Source organism: Streptomyces sp. NBC_00669, assembly GCF_036226785.1.
Lineage (GTDB): Bacteria > Actinomycetota > Actinomycetes > Streptomycetales > Streptomycetaceae > Actinacidiphila.
Map to the genome: position 1 here is coordinate 1,956,080 of NZ_CP109018.1, position 24,037 is coordinate 1,980,116.

A 24,037-nucleotide genomic window follows, 5' to 3' on the forward strand; every position below is an offset into this window, starting at 1 on the left:
CAATATAAATGGTTACATGGCACTGCACTGGAAGTTGGTCATCGACAGCGCGAACGCGGCCGCCCTCGCGGACTTCTGGGCCGCCGCCCTGGAGTACGAGGTGGAGGACCCCAGCGCCCTCATCACGCAACTGCTGGCCGCCGGCCACATCGGCGAGGACGCGGTCACCGAGCACCGCGGCCGCAGGAACTTCCGCGGCCATGCCGCGATCCGCCACCCCGACGACCCGTTCGACCAGACCAGCGGCGTCGGCCGGGGCCGGCGGGTGCTCTTCCAGGACGTACCCGAGCCCAAGTCGGGCAAGAACCGCCTGCACCTCGACGTGCACGGCGGACCCGGCGGCCTGACCGAGCTGGTGGCCCGGCTGGAAACGCTGGGAGCGACCTGCGTCCACGAGGTCGACCGGGGACCCGCCGGCCACTGGTGGGTCATGCGGGACCCGGAGGGCAACGAGTTCTGCGCGGCGTGACCCCCACCGCGAGCGGGACGCCCGCCCAGCGCGATCCGACTCGGCCGCTCGTCCCCGGGCAGCAGGGCCAGGGCCGGACGGGGCGGACGGTCGTGCGGCCGGGCGATCATGAAGCTGGTGCGACCGGGGAGGAACCGGCCCGTGGCCTCCCCGGGACCGGTCACGTCCAGCAGCGCAAGGGCGTTGGCGTAGCTCCACCCGGAGAGCGTGACCAGGATCTTTCCCCCTGGCCGCACCTGGTGCAGCCAGGGCAGCGGGATGTACCGGACCGCGCACGTGGCGATCAGCCGGTCGTACCGGCCCCCGTCCGGGTCGCCGCGCAGCCCGTCACCGATGATCAGCCGGGGCGCGAACCCGGCCGATGTTGCATAAAACCGTGAGCACGGTCAGGCGTACGCACCGCTCCCGCGCACGGCGGCGCCCCGCCGGGAGCGGTCCGCGGCGGGGCGACAACGCTTTCGGGTCAGGACAGTTTCAGGGTCGGGCGGTACATGTCGATCCACAGTGCGAGGTCGAGGGTGCGCTCAAGGCCGCGGCGCGACGCCTGCATGATCTGCGGGGTGTCGATGCGCACCAACCGCTCCAGCGCGCTGCGGCTGACGAGGTCGAACACCGGGTGGGCGGGCTGGGCGAGGACTTCCTTGACGTTCTTCTGGAGGGCGACGGCGTAGGCCGGGTCCTGGGTGGAGGGGTAGGGGCTCTTGACCCGGTCGTAGACGGACTGCGGCAGCACGTCGGCGGTCGCCTCGCGCAGCAGGCTCTTCTCGCGGCCGTCGAAGGACTTCAGCGCCCAGGGCGCGTTGTAGACGTACTCCACCAGGCGGTGGTCGCAGAACGGCACCCGCACCTCCAGGCCGACCGCCATGCTGGCGCGGTCCTTGCGGTCGAGCAGCACGCGCACGAACCGGGTCAGGTGCAGATACGAGATGGTCCGCATCCGGAACTCCAGGTCGCTCTCGCCCGCGAGCCGTTGGACCTCGGCGGAGGCCGTGGCGTAGGAGTCGCGCACGTAGCCGTCCAGGTCCAGGCCGTGGCTGAACTCCTCGGTGAGGATGCTCCCCTCGTCCCCGAAGTGCTTGGCGAAGCTCGACAGCCAGGGGAAGGTCTTGCCCTTGCGGGCCTCGGGATCGAAGAACTGGAGGTAGCCGCCGAAGACCTCGTCGGCGGACTCCCCCGACAGCGCCACCGTCGAGTGCGCGCGGATCGCCTTGAAGAGCAGGTAGAGCGACGCGTCCATGTCGCCGAAGCCCGCGGGAAGGTCCCTGGCCGCGATCACCTTGGAGCGTACGGCGGGGTCGGCGAGCTGGTCGGAGTCCAGGACGATGTCCTGGTGCTCGGTGCCCGAGGTACGGGCCACGTCGTGCACGAAGGGGGTGTCGGGGGTGCCGCGCAGCTCGTCGGCGACGAAGTTCTCGGTCTGGCCGACGAAGTCGACCGCGAAGCTCCGTACGGTCTCGCCGGTCCGGCCGAGCTGCTGCGCGGCCAGCGCGGTCATCGCGGAGGAGTCCAGGCCGCCGGAGAGCAGCGTGCAGCGCGGGACGTCGGCGACGAGCTGCCGCCGCACGATGTCGTCGAGCAGGGTGCGCACGTGCCCGATCGTCGCCTGCTTGTCGTCGGTGTGCGGCCGGGTCTCCAGCGACCAGTACGTGTGGGCGCGGATGCCGTTGCTGTCCACGGTCACCACGGTGCCGGGCTCCACCTCGCGCATGCCGTCCCAGAACCCGTGCCCCGGGGTCTTGACCATCACGAGCAGTTCGCGCAGGCCGTCGAGGGTCACCGTCCGCTCGGCGAGCGGGTTGGCCAGGATCGCCTTGGGCTCGGAGCCGAACAGCACGCCGTCGGCGGTCGGGTAGTAGTAGAAGGGCTTGATGCCCATCCGGTCCCGGATCATCACGAGCTTCTTCTCGCGGTCGTCCCAGATCGCGAAGGCGTACATCCCGTTGAGCCGCTCGGCGACCGCCGCGCCCCACTCCAGGTAGCCGTGCAGCACCACCTCGGTGTCCGAGTCGGTGCTGAACCGGTGGCCGCGGCCGGCCAGTTCGACGCGCAGCTCGGTGAAGTTGTAGGCCTCGCCGGAGTAGACCATGGCGACCGTGCCGCCGGGCGCGTCGACGCTCATCGGCTGGCGGCCGCCGGGCAGGTCGATGATGGCGAGCCGGCGGTGGCCGAGCGCGGCCGGTCCGCTGATCCACGTGCCCCGGTCGTCGGGCCCCCGGCAGGACATCGTCTCGGTCATCGCGTCGACCATCGGCCGCTGCGCGGCCAGGTCACGCTGGTAGGAGATCCATCCGGTGATTCCGCACATGCGACTTCTCCGTCCACTCGGTCACACGCAAAGTGTCCGCAACACGAATCATGTGTATTGAGCACCTAAACGGATGGTCGATCCGCCGCGGTCCGCCCGTCAACGGCAGCCGGAAGACCGGTGTATGTAGTAAGCAACTTTCGGTCATCATATGAGTGGCCTGCATAAATGCCCCGCCGCGTGCGCACTGATGACCCTCCGTCAAGGGTCTGGGTACGACTTTGCGAGGCGTTGGGGTAAGCGGGCCGAAAAAGTGGAGGAAGCAGTTCCGCGAACCCGTTCGTATACACCCGCCGCCCCGCCAACGGGTGTACGCGCCCCCGCCGCACGGCCTCCCCCCGGCCCCGCCGAACGGCCGAATACCTCCCCAACCCCTTCAGCCACAATGGCCGGTTCCCCCACCCCGGGTGCCGTGACGGAGGAGGCTCACCCGTCAACAGCGACGGGGGCGCCGTCGCGGAAGAGGGCGACCACCAAGGGGCGCTGGGGGCGCCTCCCGGCGAAGCCAGGGGGAGGAACCGCGCGACCAGCCACATCGGTGGCGCACCGGGCCCGCCGGACCCACTCCCGCGGCGACACCCCGGGGCCACGGCCGGCCGCACCCTCAGCCGTGAGCGCCCTCCCCCACCGCACCCTCAGCCGTGAACGCCCTCCCCCACCACACCCTCAGCCGTGAACGCCCTCCCCCACCGCACCCCCACCGAAGTGCCGCCGCACCGCATCCGCCACGGCCCCCTCCTCGCCGGAGGCGACCGCATCGAGCAGCACGCAGTGCTCCGTGGCGTCGGCGACCAGCCGATCCCGATCCCGCACGCCGCCCCCCTTCCGCTGCGGCAAGGCCGCGGGCCACTGCGTACGCCGGTGCACCTCGTCCGCGACAGCGACCAGGTGCAGGTTGCCGGACAGCTGCAGCACGGCCCGGTGGAACGCGCGGTCGGCCTCGGCGTACCCCCCGAGGTCGCCGCGGACCGCCAGCACGACCGCCTCGTCCGCGAGTGGCCGCAACCGCTCCCAGCGGGCGACCGGCACCGTGCGGGTGAGCCCGAGCACCACGGGCCCTTCGAGCAGCGCCCGCACCTCCGCCAGCTCGGCGAGGTCGCGCGCGGTGTGCTCGGCGACGCGGAAGCCGCGGTTGGGCAGCACCTCGACGGCGCCCTCGCGGGCGAGCAGCTGCATCGCCTCGCGGACCGGGGTCGCGGAGACGCGGTACCGCTCGGCCAGCTCGGGAGCGGAGTGCACGGAGCCGGGTGCGAGCCGCCCGGAGACGATCGCGGCGCGCAGCGCGTCGAGCACCTGGTCGCGTACGGACAGCCGCTCGGGCACCCGCGCGGGCGGCACTATGGGCGCGGCTCGCTCCACCGGGTCCCGCCCCTCTCCACCGCTGTCCGGGAATCTGTCCAGGAAATCCGTCCGACCTTACGTCCGATCATCGGACCGTACGACCATCCGCCCACCGGTCCCCCGATCCCCCCGATCTCCCGGGCCGCCCGTCCACCCGCCGCACGGCCCCTCATCGACCCCGATGCCCCACACCCCGCACGCCAAACGCCACACGCCACGCCCCGCACGCCACGCCCGGGCGGCCGGCGCGCGACCGCCACCTGCGGCGCCACCCGCTCCCGTACCGCGCTCCGGCACACTCACCCGTCCGGCGTACGGCCGCTGGCGCAATCCCTCACCCAGGCCGCTAAGGTAAGCCTTACCATGCCTGCGACCAGCGCCTCCTATGCCCGGCTGTCCGCGGTCTTCCCGCAACTGCGGATCACCGCCGCCCCGCCGCCCTCCGGCGCGGGCTGGATCGGCGCGGGCGAGCTCGCCGCGGGCGGCGCCGCGCTGGACGCGTTCGTGACGAACGCCACGGCCGAGTCGGCCCGGAAGCGCGAGCGCCCGCCGCGCCCGGACGTCGTGGCGACCCTCGCGCTCCACCGTTACCTGTGGCCGGCGTGCCTGCTGTTCACGGTGCCGTGGTTCCTGCACGGCAGGGTGCCGCGGCTGCCGGTCGGCGACGTGGCGTTCCACCCCGCCACCGGCCGGGTCACGGTGCGCACCCGGTCGTTCAGCTGCCTGCCGGACGACCCGGCCGCGACGCTGCCCGGCGCGCGGACGGCGCCGCACCCGGCCGCGCTGCGCGACGAGCTGCGGGCGGCGATCGCCGACCATGTCGCGCCGGTCCTCGCGGGCTTCGGCCCGCTGCTGCGACGCGGCCGACACGCGCTGTGGGGCATGGTCACCGACGAGATCACCGAAGGGCTCTGGTACGTCGGCCGGTTGTTCGACCAGGAGGAGCGCGCGGTGGCCGAACTGGCCGCGCTGCTGCCGGGCGGCACCCACCCTTTTCCGGGCTCCGCGGGGTTCCGTCCGGGTACGCGGATTGACGGACCGTCAGCCGGGACGCAGTGCGCAGCGGCGTCGCGCACCCGGCTCACCTGCTGCCTTTACTACACCATCAGCCCCACGGACACCTGCACCACCTGTCCGCGGCTGCGCGCACCGGCCCGGATCGACCGCCGTGCGTCCGCGGCCTGACCGTCCACGCTACGATCTCGCTCAACTAAGCCGTTCTGGCACGCGAGTTCGAGCACCCGGGAACCATACGCGTGCTCTTGTGCCGTAACGTCTGCACCCATCCGCGCTCTGCACGATGATGTCGGTCGTAAGCAGTCCCCACGGCCCGAGCGCGACGGAAGCGACACGAGGAATCGCATATGAGAATCACCGACATATCGCTGGACTGGATGATCTCGGCCGTCATCGGCCTGGTCGTCCTCGCGGCTTGCGTCTTCGTCTTCCGCAACCGCCGCACGTCCGGTGACAGCGCCACCCAGGGCGATTCATGGGAGCGCAGCGAGGAACGCCGCCGCCGCAAGGAAGCGGTGTACGGCAGTGCCTCGTACGTGCTGCTGTTCTGCTGTGCCGCCGTGGCCGCCGCACTGTCGTTCCACGGCCTGGTCGGCTTCGGGCGGGAGAACCTCGGCCTGGACAACGGCTGGGAGTACCTGGTGCCGTTCGGCCTGGACGGGGCGGCGATGTTCTGCTCCGTGCTGGCGGTCCGCGAGGCCAGCCACGGCGACGCCGCCCTCGGCTCGCGCATGCTGGTGTGGATGTTCGCCGGCGCCGCGGCCTGGTTCAACTGGGTGCACGCGCCGCGCGGGGTGGATCACGCGGGCGCGCCGCAGTTCTTCGCCGGCATGTCGCTGTCGGCCGCGGTGCTCTTCGACCGCGCGCTGAAGCAGACCCGCCGGGCGGCACTGCGCGAACAGGGCCTGGTGCCGCGGCCGTTGCCGCAGATCCGGATGGTGCGGTGGCTGCGCGCCCCGCGGGAGACGTACGGCGCCTGGTCGCTGATGCTGCTGGAGGGCGTGCGCTCGCTGGACGAGGCGGTCGAGGAGGTCCGCGAGGACAAGCGGCAGCGCGAGCAGAACGAGTTGCGGCGCCGCGACCACGACCGGATGGAGCGGGCGAAGATAAAGGCAATCACCCGACAGGGGCGGCCGTGGCCGCGAGGTGGCCGGGGCGGTCGCCAGGTCGAACTGCCCGCCGCGAGTGCGACGGGCAACGGCCAGACCGCTTCGGAGCCTGCCATATCCCCTTCGGCCGAACTGCCCTCCGGTGAACTGCCGGTGCGGGCGCGTCCGGCACTCCAGCCGGTACGCGAGGAGGCACCGGCCGCCAACTCCGCGTCGGAGCCGTTCGCTTCGCAGTCCGAGCCGTCCGCGTCAGCGTCGGGCCCCAAGACGATCGACCTGATCGCCGAGGACGACACGCTGACGCTGCCCCGGCTGGACTCCCTGGAGCGCAAACTCCAGGACCTGGAGCGTCAGTTCGGCTGAGCAAGTGAAGTAGCGGTACACGGGCGGCGTGGCTGCCGGGTGGACACAGGTCCACCCGGGGTCACGCCGTTTCCGCGTCCAGCGCGTTCAGTGCTTCCCCGTTCAGTGCTTCCCCGTTCAGCGCTTCGGAGTTCAGCGCTTCCCCGTTCAATGCTTCCCCGTTCAGCGCTTCCGCGTTCAGTTCGAACCAGACCTCCTTCCCGCCGGCCGCGCACGGCCGCACCCCCCAGTCGTCGGCGAGCGCGTCGACGAGCAGCAGGCCGCGGCCCGAAGTGCCGTAGTCCCCGGCCGGATCGGGCTCCCACCGCTGGGGACGCGGGCGGGGCAGGCGGGCGACGGTGTCGCGGACCTCGATCCGCAGCCGCTGCCCCGGCTCCCCGGCCCGGAACCCTTCCGGTGAGAGCGTCGCGGTCAACACGGCGCCCCCGCAGGTGTGCTGGAGTGCGTTGGTGAGAAGTTCGGTGGCCAGTAGTTCCGTTGTGTCCACCAGTGCGGCCACGCCCCACTCCCGCAGGTTGTCCCGAAGGACCCTGCGAGTTTCGGCCACGGCGGGCAGATCCGCCCGCCGTACCGCGCGCCGCAACCGGTACCCCGTGATATTCGTCCTGCTTCCCCCGTTCCAACCGATCCTTGTTCCCCTCCCGATAGGCATGCCCACCACGGATGCGTCCACTCATCCGATGGATTGACAGGTCCCCGGCGATACGGCAGACCGGCGCCGCCGACATCACCGAAAGGCACCGCCGGCCTGGCTGCCGCACTCATCAACTCCCTTACGGGCGAGGCACGTTGCGCAGGTTGGAGCGGGCGAGCTGGACCATCTTGCCGACGCCGCCGTCCAGCACGGTCCGGCCCATCGACAGCGCAAACCCACCGATCTGCTCACCGGTGATCTTCGGCGGGATGGACAGCGCGTGCGGATCGGTCACCACGTCCACCAGCGCGGGCCCCTTGTGCCGGAAGGCGTCCTTGAGCGCGCCGCGCAGGTCCTTCGGCTTCTCGACCCGCACCCCGTAGGCGCCGGAGGCCCGCGCGATGGCCGCGAAGTCCGGGTTGTGGTTGGTGGTGCCGTACGCCGGCAGCCCCTCCACCATCATCTCCAACTCCACCATGCCGAGGGAGGAGTTGTTGAACAGCACCACCTTCACCGGCAGGTCGTACTGCACCAGGGTGAGGAAGTCGCCCATCAGCATGCTGAAGCCGCCGTCGCCGGACATCGACACGACCTGCCGCTTCAGGTCCAGGAACTGCGCGCCGATCGCCTGCGGCAGCGCGTTCGCCATCGACCCGTGCGAGAACGAACCGATCACCCGCCGCCGGCCGTTGGGCGTCAGGTAGCGAGCCGCCCAGACGTTGCACATCCCGGTGTCGACGGTGAACACCGCGTCGTCGGCGGCCACTTCGTCCAGCACCGACGCGACGTACTCCGGGTGGATCGGCACGTGCTTGTCCACCTTGCGGGTGTACGCCTTCACGACGCCCTCCAGCGCGTCGCTGTGCTTCTTCAGCATCCGGTCCAGGAAGGCGCGGTCCTTCTTCTCGCGCACCTTCGGCGTCAGGCAGCGCAGCGTCTCACCGGCGTCCCCCCACACCGCGAGGTCCAACTTCGATCGCCGCCCCAGGTGTTCGGGACGCACGTCGACCTGCACGATCGTCACGTCGTCCGGCAGGAAGGCGTTGTACGGGAAGTCCGTGCCGAGCAGGATCAGCAGGTCGCACTCGTGCATGGCCTCGTAGGCCGCGCCGTAGCCGAGCAGCCCGCTCATGCCGACGTCGTACGGGTTGTCGTACTGAATCCACTCCTTGCCGCGCAGCGCGTGCCCGACCGGGGACTTGACCTTCCGCGCGAAGTCCATCACCTCGTCGTGGGCGCCCGCGGTGCCGCTGCCGCAGAAGAGCGTGACCCGCTGGGCGCGGTCCACCAGCCGGGCCAGTTCGTCGATCTCGGTGTCGCCCGGGCGGATCGCGGGGCGCCGCGTGACCAGCGCGTGCTCCTCGGTGCGCTGCGGTGCCTGCTGGGCCGCGATGTCGCCGGGCAGGCTGATCACCGACACCCCGCCCTGGCCGACCGCGTGCTGGATCGCGGTCTGCAACACCCGGGGCATCTGGGCGGCGTTGGAGACCAGTTCGCTGTAGTGGCTGCATTCCTGGAAGATCCGGTCGGGATGGGTCTCCTGGAAGTACGTGGTGCCGATCTCGCTGCTCGGGATGTGCGAGGCGAGCGCCAGCACCGGCGCCATCGAGCGGTGCGCGTCGTACAGCCCGTTGATCAGGTGCAGGTTGCCCGGGCCGCAGGAGCCCGCGCACGCGGCCAGCCGCCCGGTGAGCTGGGCCTCGGCGCCGGCCGCGAACGCCGCGGTCTCCTCGTGCCGCACATGCACCCATTCCAGGGCGCGGCTGCGGCGCACCGCGTCCACCACCGGGTTGAGGCTGTCGCCGACCACCCCGTAAAGACGTCGCACCCCCGCTCGCGCCAGGACGTCGACGAACTGCTCGGCCACCGTCTGCTTCGCCATGGTGACCATCTCCCCATGGATGGGGCGATCACGCATCCCAGACGGTCACCACCGTGCGGTCGTCGGCGTAGCCCTTCACCCGGGTCTGGGCGTCCGCCAGGTACGCCGCCAGGCCCGGCGCGCGGCCCTGGCCCCAGCGCCCGGCCAGGTGGGCGGCGAGTTCCGGCTCGCCGCGCAGCGGCTCGGCCAGGCCGGCGCTGCACATCAGCAGCGCGTCACCCGGCTGGGCGACGGTGGCCCGGAACCGGAACGGCTCGGACGCCTCGTCCGGCGCGACGTCGAGGTCCTGCCAGCTGCCGTCCCGGATGCGGAACAGGCCGCCCTCCCCCACCCCGAAGAACAGCCGGATACGGCACGCGGGGTCGGCCGGCAGCAGCAGGCAGCGCACCGACGCGGTGTACGAGCCCTCCGCCAGGCCCAGGTCCTCGCCCCGGGCCCGCAGCCGTCCGTAGCAGCGGTCGGTCAGCCGGTGCAGCCCCGACTTCAGGGAGCCCCGGCGGGCGGCCCGCAGGTCGTCGGCGAGCCGGGCCCGGCTCCGGCCCACCGCGCCCGCGATCCACCGCACGGCGTCCTGCGCGGCACGGTGCGCGTCGTCGGCCGCCCGCGCCCCGCTCGCCATCGCCACCAGCAGCAGCGCCTCGTCGCCCGTGCCGAACCGCGCGGTCAGCACCGCGTCCCGGCGCGGCTGGCCGCGGTAACGGGCCGAGTCGCCGCGCACCGCCGCGGTCCGCAGCGTCATCACGCCGTACTCCGCCCCGTCCAGCACGGTGTCGGGGACCAGCGCGTCCAGCCCCTCGGGGTCCGCCTCCGGCCACGCGGTCGGCTCCGGCCCGTACGTCGGCGGGCCGCCGCCCACCACACCCACCTCCGTGCCGGCGTCGTCCACCACCCGCGTCACCCCGGCCGCGGGCACCCACCCGGGTGGCAACTCCGGCGCCCACCGCACCTCGCCCTCGGCGAACACCGTCTCGCCGGGCGGCTGCACCATGGGTGGGGCCGGGGCCGGGGCCGGGGCCGGGGCAGGGGCCGGCGGCGGAGGCAGGCGCGCCTCGTCGACCGGCTCCGCGTACGCGGGCGGCGGCGCTTCCGGGGTCGGAGCCGGAGCCGGAAGCGGGGCCGACTCCGCGGCCGGGTCCTCGACCAGGTCCGTATACGGGGAATCCGACGGCTGCGGGCGGGCGGGCGCGGGGGACGCGGGCGGCGGCGCTTCCGAGGTCGGAGCCGGAGCCGGAAGCGGGACCGACTCCGCGGCCGGGTCCTCGACCAGGTCCGTATACGGGGAGGCCGGCGCTCGCGGGGGTGCTTGGGCCTCGGGTGCCCCGGCGCTCTCGGGGCGCCCGGGTGGCTCGGGGGCCGTTTCTGGAGCCGCTGACGCCTCCTGCTCTGCCGGCAGCGCCGACGGCGACGGCTGGGGCGGTCGTTGCGAGAGCCGCGCCGACCAGCCCTCGGCCGCGGGCGGGGCCGTCGGCGCGGCCGGGCTGGACAGCGGCGGAGCCGCGCTGCGCGGAGTGGCCCACGCGTCCCAGGGCTTGGCGGGCGGCGGCGCGTACGTCTCCGCGGCACGCGGGTCCGGCGCGGGCGCGGCCTCCGGTTCGGCTACGGCGGCGGGTTCATCCTCGGGTTCGGGTTCGAGCGCGGGTTCGGCTACGGCAGCGGGCGCGGGCTCGACGACAGGCTCGGGCCACTCCGGCTCCGGCGCGGGTTCGTACGCAGGTTCAGGCGCGGGTTCGGCGACGGCAGCGGGTGCGGGCTCGACGACGGGCTCGGGCCACTCCGGCTCCGGCGCGGGTTCGTACGCGGCCTCGGGTCCCGCCTGGACGTCCGGCTCCTGTGCGGGCAGGGGCGCCGGCGCCCGCACGGCCTCGGGTACGCGCGGCGCGGGTGCGTACGCGCTGCCCATGCGCGGGTCGGGCACGGCGTCGGGTTCCGCCGCCGGTTCCGCGGCGAGGTCAGGCTCGGGCTCGGGTTCGACCGCGGGCTCCGGTTCGACCGCGGGTCGCGGCTCGGCCTCGGGCACCGCGTCGCGCACCGGTTCTGACGCCGGTTCCGGATCTGACGGCGGTTCCGGTTCCGGTGCGGGCTCGGTCCGCGCCTCCTCGGCTGGCGGCACCAGCGGCACCGGCGGCGCGGGTGGCTCGGACCGGGCGGACACCGGTTCCGCGGCGAAGGGCTCCCGGACGGGCTCCCGTTCCGGCGCCGTCGCCGGCTCCGCGGCCGGCTCCGCGAAGGGCTCCGGCGCCAACTCCCGCTCGGGCTGCCGCTGTACCGGCATCGGTGCCGGCTCCGCGAAGGTCGGTGCGGCCGCCCACGGGTCCCACGACGGCGGCGGAGGAGCCGTGCGCTCCTCCTGGCGCGGCGGAGGGGGCGGCGGGGGCGCCGGACGGCTCGGCCGCTGCCATGACGGCGGAGGGGGCGGCGGGGTCGGCCGCCGCAGCCGCAGCGTCTCGGTCCGGGGCGGGGGCGGCGGCGTCATCGCGTTCAGCGCCGAGTCGAAGTGCGCGTCGAGGGAGTCGTTCCCGGCGCCCGAAGCTCCGGCGGCGACCTCCTCGTCGTACAACTGCCGCCACCAGTCGTCCTCTTGGCTGCCGCGTGCGTCGCCCTGCTGGCTCATGCCCTTATTGTCCACCGCCGAGCGGACCGGGAAACGCGAAACGCCGGGTCGGCCCAGCCCCCACGGCCAGGGCCGGCCCGGCGCGCGCGGTTCGCACGTGCTCCCCGGGTATGACACCGGCTGCGATGTGGATCACAGTGGCAGAGGGCACCCGAAGGAGGGGAGGATGTCCACGGCGGGAAACCGCCGCGGCTCATTCCCGCCATGCCGCCGTCGCCGTCGGTGTCGCACAGCCGCCCATCCCGAGGAGGGGCCTTCGTTGCTCGGCGCCATCGGCCTCGACGAGGCACAGGAATCGGCCTACCGCGCTCTGGTCGCGCTCGGCGCGGCCGAACTCGGCCAGCTGGCCGACCGGTTGGCGCTGCCCGAGGAGGACGCCGCCCGGCTGCTGCGCCGGCTGGAGGGGCACGGCCTGGTCGCCCAGTCCTCCGCGCGGCCCGGCCGCTGGGTGGTCGCGCCGCCGGCGGTCGCGCTGTCCGCGCTGCTGACCAGCCGGCGGCACGCCCTGGAGCAGGCCGAGTTGGCCGCGGCCGTGCTCGCCGCCGAGTTCAGGGCCGAGGCGGCAGAACCCGCCGTGCACGACCTCGTCGAGGTGGTCACCGGCGCGGGCGCGGTGGCCCAGCGCTTCCTCCAACTCCAGTTCGGCGCCGAGCGCGAGGTGTGCGCCCTGGTCAGCGGCCGTCCGGTCGCGGTCGACGGCGTGGACAACGACGCGGAGGCCGACGCGGCGCGGCGCGGGGTGACGTACCGCGTGGTGCTGGAACGGGAAGCGGTCACCGGGCACAGCGGGCTCACCGAACTGGCCGCCGCGCTCGACCGCGACGAGCAGGTGCGGGTGGTGCAACGGGTGCCGACCAAGCTCGTGGTGGTCGACCGGACGCTGGCGATGGTGCCGCTGGGCCGCCGCGCCGAGCCCGCCGCGCTGGTGGTGCACGCCAGCGGCCTGCTGGAGGCGCTGACGGAGCTCTTCGAGGGCGTGTGGCGGCAGGCCATGCCGCTGCGCCTGGAGCCGGGCGGCATACTCGCCGAGCAGCGGAACGCGCAGCCCGACAACACCGACCTGCGCATCCTGTCCCTGCTGCTGGCCGGCCTGACCGACACCTCCACCGCCAAACAGCTCGACCTCGGCCTGCGTACGGTGCAGCGCCGGGTGAAGCGGCTGATGGAGATCGCCGGCGTGAGCACCCGCCTCCAGCTCGGCTGGCACGCCTACGAACGCGGCTGGATCGCCCGCGACGAGCCCTGAGCCGGGGCCGCCCGCCCGGCGTGATCCGTGCGCGGGGGCGCGCGGGAGCGTACGCGGGGCGCGCAGGGGGGCGTACGCGAGGCGTGCACCGGGCGCGATCCGTCCGAATCCGGCCCACCGCGGCCCGCATCGGGCGTACGGTTCCCTGGCGGCATGCGGCAGGCCGGTCTCGCACCCGGCCGGGGGACGCGATCCGGTAACACCGGTGCGTCGGGCGCGTCGCCGGACAGCGAACGCGCCCGGATTCCGGCAGGGTGGCTCTCATGGGGACCGCACAGTTGTGCCTGATCGGCGCGGTGATGTTGCTCGGCATCGTCTGCGTATCGGCACCTGGGGTACCGGGGACGCTGCTGTGCTGGGGCGCCGTGCTGTGGTGGGCCACCTCGCAGCACACCACCCTGACCTGGGGCGTACTCGCCGGGGCGACGGGGTTGCTGGCGGTCGCCCAGGTGGTGCTGTGGCTGATGCCGTCCCGGCGGATTCGCGACTCCGGCGTCACCTGGCACACGGTGATGACGGCGAGCGGGGTGGCGATCCCCGGGTTCTTCGTGCTCCCGGTGGTGGGCGCGCCGCTGGGCTTCGCCGGCACCGTGTACGTCCACGAGCGGGTCCGGCTCGGCGGCCACCGCGCCGCCTGGACGGCGACCCGCCGGGTGATGCGTACGGTCGGCGGGTCCGTCCTGGTCGAGCTGATGGCGTGCCTGATCGTGGCGGGCGCGTGGGTGGGCGCGGTCATCGCGGGGTAGCCGGCGCCGCCAGCGTCGAACCGAGCCCGGCGGCATCGTCCCGCGCCCGGCGCCGTCGACCCGCGTCCCGCCCGCGCGTCAGACCGCGGAGCCCTCGATGCCCCAGCTGATGATCTTGTACGGGTGGATACGGATCAGCTCCGGGCTCATCCGCTCGCCGTACTCGTGCGGCCCCTCCACCTGCTCGGCGGTGCCGCGGATCTCGACGCCGCGGGCGGTACGGGGGTCGCCCGGGCGGGACATCTCGTCCACCACGAGGGACACGTTCGGATTGACGGCGACATTGCGCCACTTCTTGGTGGTACCCATCGCGAAGCCGCCGATGTCCACCGCGCCGTCCTCGCGCAGGAAGAAGCCCACCGGGTTCGCCTGCGGGCGCCCCTTCGCGTCGACGGTGGCCAGCCTGGCGAGGAACTGCCCGCGCAGATACGCCAGCTCGGCTTCGTTCAGTTCGGTCCGTGCGGTCCTGGTCGTCATACGGTCATCCTCCCGCCGCTCCCCCGCCCCGGCATCCGCCGCTCGGCTGAAAGAACCCGGACCAAGGTCCTAGGCGAAGCGCAGAAAGGCCGTTGCCACTCGGGGCCGTTCGGGCCGTGTGGGCCCGTGCGGGGGTGCGGGGGGTGGGGGGGGTACGGGTCGGGAACGGCTGCCCCGGCGTCAGGCTCCGGCCTGGAAGCGGATGCCCGCCAGCGTCAGGTCCAGGCCGGCGAGGAACTGCTCCTTGTCGTCGTGCCCGTCGAACTCGTCGACGATGTCGTGCAGGAACGGGTACTCCCCGGCGTCGAGCCCGCGCCACGTCGTCGCGTAGCGGCCGAGGAACTCGTCGCGGTCCACGAATCCCTCGACCACCTCCTCGGGCGGCTCCTGCCCCATGTCGGCGGCGTTGGAGACCACGACGCCCACGATCGCCGACACGGCGTGGAACCGCTGCCGTGGCGTGAGGTCGAGCCGGAGCGTCTGCTGCCCCAGCTTCTCGTAGAGCCGCAACGAGTTGCCCTGGACGTCGATGTCGCGCATGAAGTGCACGCCCAGCCACGGCCGGTCCACGATCGCGTCGAACAGCATGACGGCCATCACGCGCAGGTCGTCGATCGGGTCACTGCTGTCGGCCCGCCCCTCGACGGCGGTCAGCACCCCGCTGAGCACGTGGTCGACGGCACGTTCGAGCAGGTCGTCCTTGCCGGAGACGTACCAGTAGATGCTGCCGACGCCGGTGCCGAGCCGTGCCGCGAGCGCGCGGAGGGTCAGCGCCGGCTCGCCCGCCTCGTCGAGCAGGGCCACCGCCGCGGTGAGAACCGCCTCGATGGAGTGCGAAGCACGTCGCCGCCCTCGGGAAGGACGATCGGCGGGTCGTGGTCGCGGGCCTGTCATGGTGCACATCCTTTCACAACTTGCACATTCATCGAACCACGTTCTATGGTCGAACGTCGTTCGATACTCGGCGACGTTCCGAAAGGAGGCCCGCCATGACCACGACCGCCCCTTCCACCGCGCCCGCCGCATCGCGTACCTATCCGTCGCTGCGCGCGGCGTGGATTCCCCTGGCCGCGCTCTGCCTGGCCTTCTTCGTGGAGATGGTCGACAACACCCTGCTGTCGATCGCGCTGCCCACGATCGGCCGGGACCTCGACGGCAGCACGACCGCGCTGCAGTGGGTCACCGGCGCGTACTCGCTGACCTTCGGCGGCCTGCTGCTGACGGCGGGATCGATGGCCGACCGGCTCGGGCGCCGACGCGTGCTGCTGGTCGGCCTGGCCGTGTTCGGCCTGCTGAGCCTCGGCGTCGTCGCGGTCACCACCGCGGGGGAACTCATCACCCTGCGGGCCGGCCTCGGCATCGCCGCGGCCGCGATGGCCCCCATCACCAACTCGCTGGTCTTCCGGCTGTTCGACGACAAGGCGCTGCGGATGCGCGCGATGACCCTGATGATCATCGTCGGCATGTCCGGCTTCGTCCTCGGCCCCCTGCTGGGCGGCACCGCCCTGGCCCACGTGCGGTGGCAGTGGCTCCTGGTGGTCAACGCCCCGATCGCGCTGTTCGCGGCCGTCGGCGTCCGTCTCGGCGTCCCGGCCGACCGGCCGGAGGACCTGACCCAGGACCGGCTCGACCTGCCGGGCGCCGCGCTGAGCGTCACCACCATCGGCCTCGCCTGCTACTCGCTGACCAGCGGCGTCGAGCACGGCTGGCACTCCGCCGTCACGCTCACCGCCGTCCTCGGCGCCATCGCCGCGGGCGTCGCGTTCGTACGGCACGAGCGCCGCAGCCCCTCGCCCATGCTGGACCTGCGCCTCTTCTCCGACGGCACCGTGCGCGGCGCCGCCATCGCGCAGATCGGCACGGCCATCGCGATGGCCGCGGTGATGTTCGGGCTGATCCTCCACTTCCAGTACGCCTACGGGTGGAGCCCCGTCCGGGCCGGCCTGGCGAACCTCCCGATGATCGTGACCATGATCGCCGCCACTCCCCTGTCCGAGTGGCTGGCGGGAAGGTTCGGCCACCGGATCGCCTGCCTGGTCGGCGCGGCCTGCCTGGCCGGCTCGCTGGCCGGCCTCTCCTGGGGCGTCGACCACGGGTACGGCACCATCGCGGCCTGCATGGTCCTGATGACCATCGGACTGCGCACCGTCATGACGATCTGCGCCATCGCACTCGTCGACGCGATGCCCAGCAACCGCACGTCGATCGGCGCCGCGCTCAACGACACCGCCCAGGAGGTCGGAACCAGCGTCGGCACCGCCCTGGTCGGCACCCTGATCGCCGCGCTGGTCACCACGCAGTTGCCCGCGGGGACCTGGAGCAAGGCGCTGGTGGCGTCGTTCTTCCACGGCGAGCGGGTCACCTACGCGGTGCTGGCGGTCGTCGTCGGCCTGGTCGCGGCAGGCGGCGCCCTCACCCTCACCGACTCCCACTCCACCGAAGAGGCCGCCGCCGAGGAACCCGCCTGACCCGTTCGCCCTGGGAGTCGCCGGATCACGCCGAGCCGCTTCGGCGAGCGGCTTCAGCGAGCGGCCGCTGATCCGGCGCCGCTCACCGGACGCGGGACCGTACGCACCGTCCGTCCGTACGTACGCACCATCCGCCCGTCCACCTGTCCGCCCGCCGGGCCGCCCGCGCACGCCCACACGGGGGCGGCCCGCGCGGCGGCGCGCCCGGGCGGACCGGTGCGGGTGTCGGCACCGGCAACCCTGGGGACACACCGAGAGAGCGCTCTCACGCGGTCAGCCGGACCCGATACGCTGTCCGTATCGAAATGGTCCGGAAATTTTCGTTATCCGCGTGCGAAGGAGCCCTCCGTTGTCCGACCCGAGCTTCGTGCCCCGCCCCACGCTGGAGGCCGTGGCCGCACGGGCCGGGGTGTCCAGGGCGACCGCTTCCCGCGTGGTCAACGGCAGCGAGGGGGTGCGCGCGCCGCTGGCCGAGCGGGTCCGGCGGGCCGTCGACGAGCTGGGCTACGTGCCCAACCAGGCCGCTCGCGCCCTGGTGACCCGGCGGAACGACGCCATCGCGGTGGTCGTGGCCGAGCCGGAGACGCGGTTCTTCGCCGACCCGTTCTTCGCCCAGCAGGTACGCGGCATCAGCAAGGAACTGACCGCGCACGACAACCAGTTGGTGCTGCTGCTCACCGAGGGCGCCGGGGACTACGAGCGGGTGGGCCGCTATCTGGGCGGCGGCCACGTGGACGGCGCGCTGATCTTCTCGCTGCACGACGACGACACGCTGCCCGCGCTCGCCCGCCGGGCCGGGGTGCCGACGGTGATAGGCGGCCGCCCCGACTGGTCCGACAGCGAGACGCTCTACGTCGACTGCGACAACCGCGGCGGCGCCCGCGACGCGGTCCAGCACCTGCTGAACCTGGGCCGCCGCCGGATCGGCCACATCGCCGGCCCGCTGGACCAGACCGCTTCGGTGGACCGGCTGGACGGCTTCCGCGACGCGTTGCCGGACATCGACCCGCGGCTGATCGCCGAGGGCGACTTCACCCCCGACGGCGGTTCCCAGGCGATGGCCCGGCTGCTGGACGACTTCCCCGACCTGGACGGGGTGTTCGCGGCGTCCGACGTGATGGCCTCGGGGGCGCTGCGGCTGCTGCGCACGCGGGGACGGCGGGTGCCGGAGGACGTGGCGGTGATCGGCTTCGACGACATCGTGTCGGTCTCCGACTGGACCGACCCGCCGCTGACCACGATCCGGCAGGACATCGAGGAGATGGGCCGGATGATGGCGCGGTTGCTGCTGCGCCGGATCGAGGCGGGCGCGGCCGAGTCGGGCGGGCCCGCGCTGTCGTCGATCGTGACGCGGACGCAGCTGGTGGTGCGCGCGTCGGCGTGAGGGTCGGCGGGATGGGCGGGATGAGCGGGATGAGCGGCGGATGGGCGGGCATGAGCGGCGGATGGGCGGCGCCGAGATCGGGGCGGAAGCCGATCAGCACTTCAACCGTTCATCCGGTTTACGCATCGCGCGACTTACCTACCGTCATATTTTCGCCAACGCTCAACAGGTCTCCTGAGAAGCCGTGTTGAGAAGTGGATTGAGACCGTCATGCAACGGGAAGGTCACGATCAGGCAGCGAAAGTGACGGTGCGGTGAAGGCCGCGCGGATGTGAGGAGGTCATGGCATGGCCTACAGCGTCATCTTGGGAATCGTGATCGTGGCGCTCGTCATCGCCGGGATCATCGGTTCCTTCTGGAGCGAGGGAAGCCCGATCGGGGTCCGGCGCCGCCACGGACGTCGTGGCGGCACCGGATGAGGAGCGCGGAGGGCCGACCGCGCTGAGCCGGCCGCCGGTCAGCGGACCTGGCCGTGGCGGTGGCCGCCGCCCCCGCCGCGCTTGCGCTCGTACATCTCCCGGCCGGCCGCCGACCGCTGCTTCCACTCACGGCGCAGTTCGGCGCGCAGTCGCTGGTCGGTGCGGGAGGCGATCCAGGCGTTCTCGCGCAGCAGCTTGCGGTAGCTGTCGAGGCGGCGCTGCGGCAGGGTGCCGTCGTCCAGCGCGGCGAGCACCGCGCACCCCGGCTCGGCCTGGTGCGAGCAGTCCGGGAAGCGGCAGTCCGCGGCCAGTTGCTCGATCTCCGCGAAGACCTGGCCGAGTCCGGTCTCGGCATCCCACAGCCCGACGCCGCGCAGCCCGGGGGTGTCGATGAGCACTCCCCCGTCCGGCAGCGGCACCATGTCACGGGTGGTCGTGGTGTGCCGGCCCTTGCCGTCGGCGTCCCGGGTGGCCTGCACCTCCTGGACGGACACCCCGGCCAGGGCGTTGGTCAGCGTCGACTTGCCGGCGCCGGACTGCCCGAGCAGCACCGTGCTGCCCCCGGCGAGCAACTCGCCCAGCTCGTCGAGCCCTTCACCGCTCTCGGCGCTCGCCACCACCACCCGCACCCCGGGCGCGGCGGCTTCCGCGTCGGCGAGCAGATGGGTGGTGTCGGGCACCAGGTCGGCCTTGGTGAGCACCACGACCGGCTGTGCGCCGCTCTCCCAGGCCAGCGAGACGAACCGTTCCAGCCGTCCCAGGTCCAGCTCGAGGGCGAGCGAGACGCACACCGCCACGTGGTCCAGGTTCGCCGCCAACACCTGGCCCTCCGACCGCTTCGACGACGTGGACCGGACGAACCGGGAGCGCCGGGGCAGCAGTTCCCGCACGAAACGGGGGTCATGGCCGGCCGGGTCGAGCGCGGCCCAGTCCCCGGTGCACACCACGCGCATCGGGTCCTTCGGCACGACGTACTCGGTGTCTGCACGCACTACACCCTCAGCCGTGAACACATCACACCGTCCACGGTCCACCCGCACCACCCGCCCGGGCACCAGCCCACGCTCGGCGTACGGCACGAACTCCGCCTCCCACACGTCGTCCCAGCCATAAGGCACGAGAGCATGCGAGGAAGCATCACGAAAAGAGAAAGACAAGGGAAACCCTTCGAACAGGGCCCCGGCCCGCGCGCCCCACAGGCGCGACGAACAGCAGAAAAGGTCAGCCGGAGACCACAGAGGTGAACTGCACGATCAGCTGAATACGGGCAACACCCGTCACGGAAACAGCCATCGGGTCACACCTCCCAGGTCACACACACGACCGACACGGCCACCCCACCCGGGGCACCGCTCTGCGAACACCCGCACCGTAGCGGCTCCCCCACCACCCGCGCCACCCAATTACGGGCCTTGCTTACGTTGTATGGAAGCGGGTCACGGCACCCTGAAGGCCGTCCCCGATCCGCTGGGCACTCATCGCCCAGCAGTACGACCGGATGATCAAGTGCGGCACCACGACCCGGACCCGGACGGCCTCCACCGAGGCGATCCTGCGGCGCTTCACCCGCAACGCCTCCCACCCCACCTACGCGGCGATGCTGGAGGTCGACCGCGCCCAGAAGACCATCTTCGTGGCCCGCTGCCTTCGGCTTGGGGACCTCCAGCGCGAGATCGAGGAGGGCCACACGGGCCGACCGGCGCGGCCGGCGGAGGCGGTGGCTTCCGTAGTGGCAGCGGTCAAAGTCTCTCTAGCGCAGCGGCGCTGGGGCTGCCGACTTCTGCCGTGTACATCACCAAGGAGAAACCTGAGCCGGGCAGGCTGAGGGTGTGCCGGTCGATTTCCAGCTCGCCCAGCGTGGGGTGACGCAGGTTCTTTCGCACGCTGGGCGTGGGGCGTACAGCGTGGTCACGCCAGATGCTCGCAAAATCCGGATCGTGGGTTGCGAACTCGTTGATCAGCCCTGCGAGCACGCTGTCCCTGGGGTACCGAACGCTGGCTGCGCGCAATTGAGCGGCTGCCTGCTGAGAGAAATCGGACTCCGAACCGGGCGCGCCGGTGCAGAGGGTGTCACGGAATCTCGTCGACATGCGGGTGACGTTGCGCTCGTCAGGTGAGAGACGGGAGAAGTCTGTGATCAGAGCTGCGGCTGCTGCGTTCCAGGCGACGATGTCCTGCCGGTCGTTGACGATGTAGGCAGGGATGCGGTCAAGTCTGCCGAGTAGCTGCTGGGCGTCCTCGGGTACGCGCTCTGGAGCGCCGTCGTTCGCTGCCGGCAGCACTTGCCCGGCCAGGCGGGCCAGATGGTCACGCTCTGCTTCAGTGAGCCGGAGAGCCGTCGCCAGCGCAGACAGCACCTGCGGTGAGGGCCGGGGTGCCCGTGCCTGCTCCAGCCGTTCGTAGTAACTCACCGACACCTGCGCCAGCGCGGCTACCTCTTCGCGGCGCAGTCCGGGGGTGCGACGGGCACGCCGGCTTGATGAAAGCGTCGCTTCGGCCGGCGCGTCTTCTGGTCGCAGGTCCTCGCGGCGGCGGCGGAGAAAGTCTGCGAGTTCCTGGCTGCTCACACTTCCATCCTGTCACGGGAGGGACAGCCAGGAGGGCGCGGATAGGAGTGCTGGTGGCACCCAGCCGCAAGACAGGCACAGGTCCCGGCGATCATGGAGTGGCGACGCTCTGTGATCATCGGAGAGACCTGTGCCTGCGCTGCCATGACCGGGCTGTCAGAGCCCCAGGTATACGGAGACGGCCCACGACGCCACCAGGGCTACCGTCGGGGGCGGGAACGATCGGCGGATGCGTGGTCGCGACACCCAGGGACAGCCGCCCCAGGTTGATGCCCCGCCGCATCGCCCGCGACATAAAGCGCCAACGGGTTAGACCACAACCCTTTCCTCGGTGACCATTACTGCCACTGAATTCATATCGATGAACTTGCTCTCGTCCGGATTCACCAACTCCTTGTAATTCTTGGACGCGAAGAAGGCGTCGTGATCCGCCCAGCTTTCAAACCAGATTTCAGTGAGGCCGTCGTAGGCGGGGCTCGGATACCCTTCGGCCGGCACCGGGTGGGAGACGGTGTACTTCTTCACGTACTCTCGCGCTTCCGGAATGGAGGTGAACAACGGGGCGTGGCGATTTCGATGATGCTCAACAAATTCCTCGAAGGTCATTCCATCGACACGGTTGATCATGAAAGCGAACTTGATCACAGACTTCTCCTTTTCGTGCTCGCGGACGCGAGAGGTCGGCAACCAGGTGCCCTGGCGGCGGATCGCGAGCCACGGGGTTAACCTAAACGCTCACATCGATGTCAAGGGCAAGTCGCCGTGACCCAGTGCACACGAGGGGTTGAGATGCGGATCGGTGAACTGTCCGCCCGGACAGGAGCAAGCCGTCGATCACTGCGCTACTACGAGCAGCAGGGCTTGCTGGTCAGCGCAAGGTCCCCCAGCGGCCAGCGGTACTACGACGATGATCACGTCCAGCGGGTGGCGCTGATTCAGGGCTTCCTGGCCGCCGGAATGTCCAGCAGAACCATCGCTCGAATGGTCCCCTGCATGACGGAGCCCAACAGGGACAGAGCCCGGGAAGCTTTGACCGCAATGAATCAGGAGCGAAATCGCCTTTCGACCACAATCGACAGCCTGGCCGCCGCCAGAGCAGCACTTGATCACCTGATCGACGTGAATCGGAACTTTCTGGCGAACGTGGCGGATGAACTGTGATGATCGGGTCGGCGAGGTCGAAGAAGGCGTCGATGGCCGGCGTCCAGGTGCGGTCTGATCGAGGACGAGGCCGACGATCCGGTCGTAGGAACCCAGCGCGATCCGTTTGAGCCGGGCGAAGATGCCGAACCGTACGTATTCGTCGCGACGGCTGCGGATCGTGGTGGCCGAGCAGGTCGCGCCGGCGATCGCCTGGTAGGAGCAGCCGAGTCGCGGGCGAGCGACGGGCCCCTCGCCGGTCGACCGCCGCGAGACCGGCAGCAAACACCACCCCGTCGTCGGCCGAGTCGGGCACCCCCCGCGAACACCCGGACGCCCTGCTCGGGGACAAGGGCGACGACAGCATCCCCAACCGGCGACAACTGGGCCAGCGCCGGATCTGGCGACGCCTCAACAACCCGTCCGCATCATCGTGTGACGAGTTCCAAGCCTCGCACTGGTGGTCCGGGGCTTGGCTGTCCGTTCCGCGCCCACAGAACTTCCGTGCATGGTGCTCTGGTTGGTTTGTTGACTACGAGGAGAAATAGTGTCCAGCACGCCTGAGGAAGTTTTTCGCCGCATGATCGACCTGATGCTGGCCAAGGACATGAGTGCCGTGGCTGATCTGTGGGCGCCTGACGGAATCGCGGAGTTCCCTTTCGCAGCCGGGAGTTCCGCTCGCGTTCTCCGCGGACGTGAGGAGGTACGCGCCTACCTCGCTCACTATCCGGAGCTGATGGACATGAAGGAGGTGGCCGCGCTCACCGTGCGGCCCACGGATCAAACGGACACCGTCGTGGTGGAGTGGACGGCCACCGGCCGCACCGTGGCCACCTCCCAGCCCTACCGCCTGGACTACATCGTGGTTCTCACGGTCCGCGACGGGCTGATCGCTCTGTATCGGGATTACTGGAGCCCGCTGTCGGGGGCCGCCGCGGCCGGGGGGCTCGCCGGGCTGATCGACTCGCTTGAAAGGAAGGACGCCTGATGGCCGGAGTGCTCGTGACCGGAGGGACCGGCAAGACCGGCAAGACGCTGGTGCAAGTGCTCCGCAATGCTGGCGTGCGGGCTCGGGTCGCCAGCCGGAACCCGGCCGCAGCCGATCCTGATGCGATCCGCTTCGACTGGAATGACCCGACCACATTTGGACCTGCGCTCGACGGGACGGACCGGGTCTTCCTGCTTGCACCGGTGGAGAGTGTGGACCCGCTGCCTCTGGTCGAGCCCTTCCTGCGCCAAGCGCAACGGGCCGGTATCCGGCGCCTCGTCATGCTCGGCTCCGCCATTGTGCTGCCGAACGCGCCCAGCGCTGTGGAGATGGCCGCTCAGGTTCAGGCTCAACCCGGAGGTGTCGTACTCCGCGCGTCTGGTTTCATGCAGAACTTCCTGCGCCCGCACCCACTGGCCGAGCACATCCATCGACTCGGTGAGATCCGCACCGCAGCCGGTGACGGCGAGCTGGGGTGGGTCGACGCGCGGGACGTCGCGGCCAGCGCTGCCGCGCTGTTGGCCGACCTGGAGGTGGACGCTCGAAGCGACTACCTGATCACCGGGCCGCACGGGATGAGCTATCCACAGGCCGCGCAGATCATCACCGCGCAGACCGGCAGACAGGTTCGGGTGGAGCGTATCGCGGAGAAGGAACAGGCTGCCGCCTACCGCGCCTCCGGGATGCCGACGGAGTTCGCTGCCGCCCTTGCCGCCGTCGAGCACGGAATCAAGGAGGGACGCGAAGACCAGGTCAGCACTGCGGTGCTTGAACTGACGGGCCGTCCGCCGCGCGCCTTTGCCGAATTCGTGTCTGATCACGCGTACGAGTGGACGCGGTAGTGCCTGAACAGCAGCGATGCGCGGTCAAG

Annotated in this window: 24 protein-coding genes and 3 pseudogenes; 14 read left to right on the top strand and 13 right to left on the bottom strand. The window is 71.6% G+C overall.

What is annotated here, in order from left to right; all coding sequences use genetic code 11:
* Window positions 1-16 precede the first annotated feature (16 nt).
* Window positions 17-469, top strand: a complete 453-nt coding sequence (locus OG896_RS07855; RefSeq protein ID WP_329363674.1) for a VOC family protein — start codon at window positions 17-19, stop codon at window positions 467-469.
* Between the two features lie 28 nt (window positions 470-497).
* Here OG896_RS07855 and OG896_RS07860 read toward each other — a convergent pair.
* The 3 genes and pseudogenes from OG896_RS07860 to OG896_RS07870 form a co-directional block, all read right to left on the bottom strand.
* Window positions 498-831, bottom strand: a pseudogene (locus OG896_RS07860) (ATP-grasp peptide maturase system methyltransferase); the annotation flags it as partial.
* A gap of 101 nt (window positions 832-932) precedes the next feature.
* Complete coding sequence (gene asnB, locus OG896_RS07865) at window positions 933-2,774, bottom strand: asparagine synthase (glutamine-hydrolyzing) (protein ID WP_329363676.1); 1,842 nt, start codon at window positions 2,772-2,774, stop codon at window positions 933-935.
* Window positions 2,775-3,440: 666 nt separating this feature from the next.
* The gene (locus OG896_RS07870) at window positions 3,441-4,133 is read right to left on the bottom strand and encodes a GntR family transcriptional regulator (protein WP_329363678.1); all 693 of its coding nucleotides are present in this window, start codon (window positions 4,131-4,133) and stop codon (window positions 3,441-3,443) included.
* A gap of 345 nt (window positions 4,134-4,478) precedes the next feature.
* Between OG896_RS07870 and OG896_RS07875 the strand changes: the two genes are divergently transcribed.
* Window positions 4,479-5,300, top strand: coding sequence for a (2Fe-2S)-binding protein (locus OG896_RS07875; RefSeq protein ID WP_329363680.1), 822 nt, complete (start codon window positions 4,479-4,481; stop codon window positions 5,298-5,300).
* A 179-nt stretch (window positions 5,301-5,479) separates the two neighbouring features.
* Window positions 5,480-6,604: a DUF2637 domain-containing protein gene (locus OG896_RS07880; RefSeq protein ID WP_329363682.1), complete on the top strand. Its 1,125-nt coding sequence runs from the start codon at window positions 5,480-5,482 to the stop codon at window positions 6,602-6,604.
* Between the two features lie 61 nt (window positions 6,605-6,665).
* Here OG896_RS07880 and OG896_RS07885 read toward each other — a convergent pair whose 3' ends face one another.
* The 3 genes from OG896_RS07885 to OG896_RS07895 form a co-directional block, all read right to left on the bottom strand.
* Window positions 6,666-7,256 (bottom strand): ATP-binding protein, encoded by a 591-nt coding sequence (locus OG896_RS07885; protein ID WP_329363684.1) that lies wholly within the window; start codon window positions 7,254-7,256, stop codon window positions 6,666-6,668.
* 121 nt (window positions 7,257-7,377) lie between these two features.
* Window positions 7,378-9,120: a pyruvate dehydrogenase gene (locus tag OG896_RS07890; RefSeq protein ID WP_328470779.1), complete on the bottom strand. Its 1,743-nt coding sequence runs from the start codon at window positions 9,118-9,120 to the stop codon at window positions 7,378-7,380.
* A 28-nt stretch (window positions 9,121-9,148) separates the two neighbouring features.
* A complete protein-coding gene (locus OG896_RS07895; protein ID WP_329363687.1) occupies window positions 9,149-11,731 on the bottom strand; it encodes a protein phosphatase 2C domain-containing protein in 2,583 nt (860 codons plus the stop codon).
* 259 nt (window positions 11,732-11,990) lie between these two features.
* Between OG896_RS07895 and OG896_RS07900 the strand changes: the two genes are divergently transcribed.
* On the top strand, window positions 11,991-12,977 hold the full coding sequence (locus tag OG896_RS07900) for a helix-turn-helix domain-containing protein (protein WP_329363689.1): 987 nt from the start codon (window positions 11,991-11,993) through the stop codon (window positions 12,975-12,977).
* Window positions 12,978-13,240: 263 nt separating this feature from the next.
* The gene (locus tag OG896_RS07905) at window positions 13,241-13,723 is read left to right on the top strand and encodes a DUF456 domain-containing protein (protein ID WP_329363691.1); all 483 of its coding nucleotides are present in this window, start codon (window positions 13,241-13,243) and stop codon (window positions 13,721-13,723) included.
* Between the two features lie 78 nt (window positions 13,724-13,801).
* On the opposite strand, the gene OG896_RS07910 is transcribed toward OG896_RS07905, so the two are convergent.
* The gene (locus OG896_RS07910) at window positions 13,802-14,200 is read right to left on the bottom strand and encodes a PPOX class F420-dependent oxidoreductase (RefSeq protein ID WP_329363692.1); all 399 of its coding nucleotides are present in this window, start codon (window positions 14,198-14,200) and stop codon (window positions 13,802-13,804) included.
* A gap of 180 nt (window positions 14,201-14,380) precedes the next feature.
* Window positions 14,381-15,028 carry a TetR/AcrR family transcriptional regulator gene (locus tag OG896_RS07915; protein WP_329373800.1) on the bottom strand — a complete coding sequence of 216 codons (648 nt, stop codon included), beginning with the start codon at window positions 15,026-15,028 and terminating at the stop codon, window positions 14,381-14,383.
* A gap of 161 nt (window positions 15,029-15,189) precedes the next feature.
* Between OG896_RS07915 and OG896_RS07920 the strand changes: the two genes are divergently transcribed.
* The 4 genes from OG896_RS07920 to OG896_RS07935 all read left to right on the top strand — a co-directional run bounded on the left by OG896_RS07920 (window position 15,190) and on the right by OG896_RS07935 (window position 18,471).
* Window positions 15,190-16,668, top strand: a complete 1,479-nt coding sequence (locus OG896_RS07920; protein WP_329363694.1) for an MFS transporter — start codon at window positions 15,190-15,192, stop codon at window positions 16,666-16,668.
* A 349-nt stretch (window positions 16,669-17,017) separates the two neighbouring features.
* Complete coding sequence (locus tag OG896_RS07925) at window positions 17,018-18,052, top strand: LacI family DNA-binding transcriptional regulator (RefSeq protein ID WP_328470767.1); 1,035 nt, start codon at window positions 17,018-17,020, stop codon at window positions 18,050-18,052.
* Between the two features lie 40 nt (window positions 18,053-18,092).
* Window positions 18,093-18,230 carry a hypothetical protein gene (locus OG896_RS07930; RefSeq protein ID WP_329363697.1) on the top strand — a complete coding sequence of 46 codons (138 nt, stop codon included), beginning with the start codon at window positions 18,093-18,095 and terminating at the stop codon, window positions 18,228-18,230.
* 109 nt (window positions 18,231-18,339) lie between these two features.
* Entirely contained in the window at window positions 18,340-18,471 is a 132-nt protein-coding gene (locus OG896_RS07935) for a hypothetical protein (protein WP_328470765.1), read from the top strand.
* Window positions 18,472-18,509: 38 nt separating this feature from the next.
* Here OG896_RS07935 and rsgA read toward each other — a convergent pair whose 3' ends face one another.
* Window positions 18,510-19,463: a ribosome small subunit-dependent GTPase A gene (rsgA, locus tag OG896_RS07940; protein ID WP_329363698.1), complete on the bottom strand. Its 954-nt coding sequence runs from the start codon at window positions 19,461-19,463 to the stop codon at window positions 18,510-18,512.
* A gap of 424 nt (window positions 19,464-19,887) precedes the next feature.
* Complete coding sequence (locus tag OG896_RS07945) at window positions 19,888-20,037, bottom strand: hypothetical protein (protein WP_329363700.1); 150 nt, start codon at window positions 20,035-20,037, stop codon at window positions 19,888-19,890.
* Between OG896_RS07945 and OG896_RS40400 the strand changes: the two genes are divergently transcribed.
* Window positions 19,970-20,296 (top strand): Tn3 family transposase, encoded by a 327-nt coding sequence (locus OG896_RS40400; protein ID WP_443056967.1) that lies wholly within the window; start codon window positions 19,970-19,972, stop codon window positions 20,294-20,296. The genes OG896_RS07945 and OG896_RS40400 overlap by 68 nt on opposite strands.
* Here the strand turns inward: OG896_RS40400 and OG896_RS07950 are convergent.
* Window positions 20,211-21,038, bottom strand: coding sequence for a helix-turn-helix transcriptional regulator (locus tag OG896_RS07950; protein ID WP_329363702.1), 828 nt, complete (start codon window positions 21,036-21,038; stop codon window positions 20,211-20,213). The two genes, OG896_RS40400 and OG896_RS07950, sit on opposite strands and share 86 nt — an antisense overlap.
* Before the next feature lie 309 nt (window positions 21,039-21,347).
* Window positions 21,348-21,683, bottom strand: coding sequence for an EthD domain-containing protein (locus OG896_RS07955; protein ID WP_329363704.1), 336 nt, complete (start codon window positions 21,681-21,683; stop codon window positions 21,348-21,350).
* Between the two features lie 144 nt (window positions 21,684-21,827).
* On the opposite strand from OG896_RS07955, the gene OG896_RS07960 reads away from it, so the two are divergent.
* Entirely contained in the window at window positions 21,828-22,199 is a 372-nt protein-coding gene (locus OG896_RS07960; protein ID WP_329363705.1) for a MerR family transcriptional regulator, read from the top strand.
* Window positions 22,200-22,247: 48 nt separating this feature from the next.
* Here the strand turns inward: OG896_RS07960 and OG896_RS07965 are convergent.
* Window positions 22,248-22,412, bottom strand: a pseudogene (locus tag OG896_RS07965) (IS5/IS1182 family transposase); the annotation flags it as partial.
* On the opposite strand from OG896_RS07965, the pseudogene OG896_RS40405 reads away from it, so the two are divergent.
* From OG896_RS40405 to OG896_RS07975, 3 genes and pseudogenes are all read left to right on the top strand, one after another.
* Window positions 22,405-22,497, top strand: a pseudogene (locus tag OG896_RS40405) (IS5/IS1182 family transposase); the annotation flags it as partial. The pseudogenes OG896_RS07965 and OG896_RS40405 sit on opposite strands and share 8 nt — an antisense overlap.
* Window positions 22,498-22,758: 261 nt before the next feature.
* Complete coding sequence (locus OG896_RS07970; protein WP_329363707.1) at window positions 22,759-23,166, top strand: nuclear transport factor 2 family protein; 408 nt, start codon at window positions 22,759-22,761, stop codon at window positions 23,164-23,166.
* Entirely contained in the window at window positions 23,166-24,008 is an 843-nt protein-coding gene (locus OG896_RS07975) for an NAD(P)H-binding protein (protein WP_329363708.1), read from the top strand. The genes OG896_RS07970 and OG896_RS07975 overlap by 1 nt, the downstream gene beginning before the upstream one ends.
* Window positions 24,009-24,037: the final 29 nt, after the last annotated feature.